Here is a 1,637-nt window from a genome sequence, read left to right on the forward strand (position 1 = left end):
AGTCCCCCTCGTTCAACTGTGCGCGCAGGCGCTCCGCGGCCGGCAGGAGCCAGTCCGGCAGGTCGTCCTCGGGAAGCGCCCGGGCCTCGTCGATCAGCGCGGAGACGCGCGCGGAGCCCGCGTCCGCGTCACCCCGCTCCTGCTCGGTCCAGGCCGCGTTGTTCAGGCACTGGAACCGGTCCCGCAGATGGTCGGGGCCGAGCTCCACGTAGACCCGTGCGGCCCGGTCCCACAGCTCGATCTCCTCCAGGCGCAGCGCGTCGACTTCCGTGGGGCTCAGCCGGGCCGCCCGCTCCGCCCCGGCATCGGTGAGCTGCTCGTCCTCGTCGTCCTCGCCGGTGTCCCCGTCGGACTGCTCGTTCGTGTGGACGTGTCGGTCGAGCACCTGCGCCAGCTGGTGCCAGCTCTGGGCGAGTTCGGCCCGCAGCCCAGGGGCTCGGGGATCAGCCCTCAGGGCCGCCTTCAGCACCTCTGCGGCCTCTTCCATCCGCTTCCGGGCCTCTGCCACCGCAGCGGCGGTGACCTCCTCGCGCAGCCCCAGCCAGGCCAGGGAACGCAGGATCCGCACCTCGGCGACCGGGACCTCGCCCGTCAGCCGGTGCAGCTCCAGAGCCCGCTCGTAGGCGGCCGCCGCCTCCACGGCCAGTCCCGCGTCACTCAGGGTGTCGGCGGCCGAATGGGCGAGGCCCGCCTGCGGACGGGGATCCTCCCAGCCCTTGGTGACCTCGGCCGCGAGCAGGTACTGCTCCGCCGCCTGCCGGGGTTCGTTCAGCCGGCGCAGCAGATCGCCCAGGAACTCCCGTACGGACACCGCCTGCTGGTCGCCGTGTTCCAGCAGGTCCGCAAGTGCCGACTGCAGGACCTCCGCCGCCTCGGTGGTCCGGCCGTCATCCGCGTACGCCCGGGCCAGCGACAGCCGGGCATGCGCACCGCCGTCGGCCGTGAGCCCTGCCTGGTCGAACCAGTGGGCTCCGGCCAGCGCGTGCTCCGCGCTCTCGGCGGCCGCGTCGCCCCGCTGCAGCAGGATGTCCGCGAGGGTCAGCCGTACGACGCCCTGTGTCTCGGCATCGGTCACCTCCGCGGCGTGCTCCAACGCGGAGCGCGCCGCGGCCTCCGCCTCCTCGGGCCGCTCCAGCGTCATCAGCACCCCGGCCCGCAGCACCAGCGGGTCCACCGCCTGCCACGGCCGGCCCGCCAGGGCCGCCCGCGCGGCGGACGCCGCGAGCAGCGGCACGGCCCGTTCCGGGTCGCCCTGTGCCAGCGCCACCCGGCCCAGCATCTCCTCGGCCTCCGCCACCACGTCCGCCAGGGTGCCCTCATGGGCGGCGACGAATTCGGTCAGTTCGGCGGCCAGCTCCGCGTGGTGGTCGCGGTGGTCGTCGGCGTCCGGCGTTTCGACCGAGCGCAGGTACGACTCCACCCGGATCGCCGACAGTTCCGCGAGCGCGATGCGCCGGGCCCGCAGCGGCTCGGCGGCGCCCAGGGCCTCGGCGGACCGCAGGGCGACGCCCAGCAGAGCCCGGACCTCCGCCGGCGCGGCTCCGGACTGCGCTGCCACACCGGCCAGCCGCAGTTCCGCGAGCGCCGCGCGCTCGGCGACGCCGAGCGTCCGGTAGTCGTCCCGGACCGCGCTCAGC

Annotated in this window: 1 pseudogene; it reads right to left on the reverse strand. The window is 75.3% G+C overall.

The window, feature by feature from the left end:
* Nucleotides 1-1,637: pseudogene (locus ACWGIU_RS37415) on the reverse strand (hypothetical protein); the annotation flags it as partial.

This window comes from Streptomyces sp. NPDC054840 (assembly GCF_053611065.1).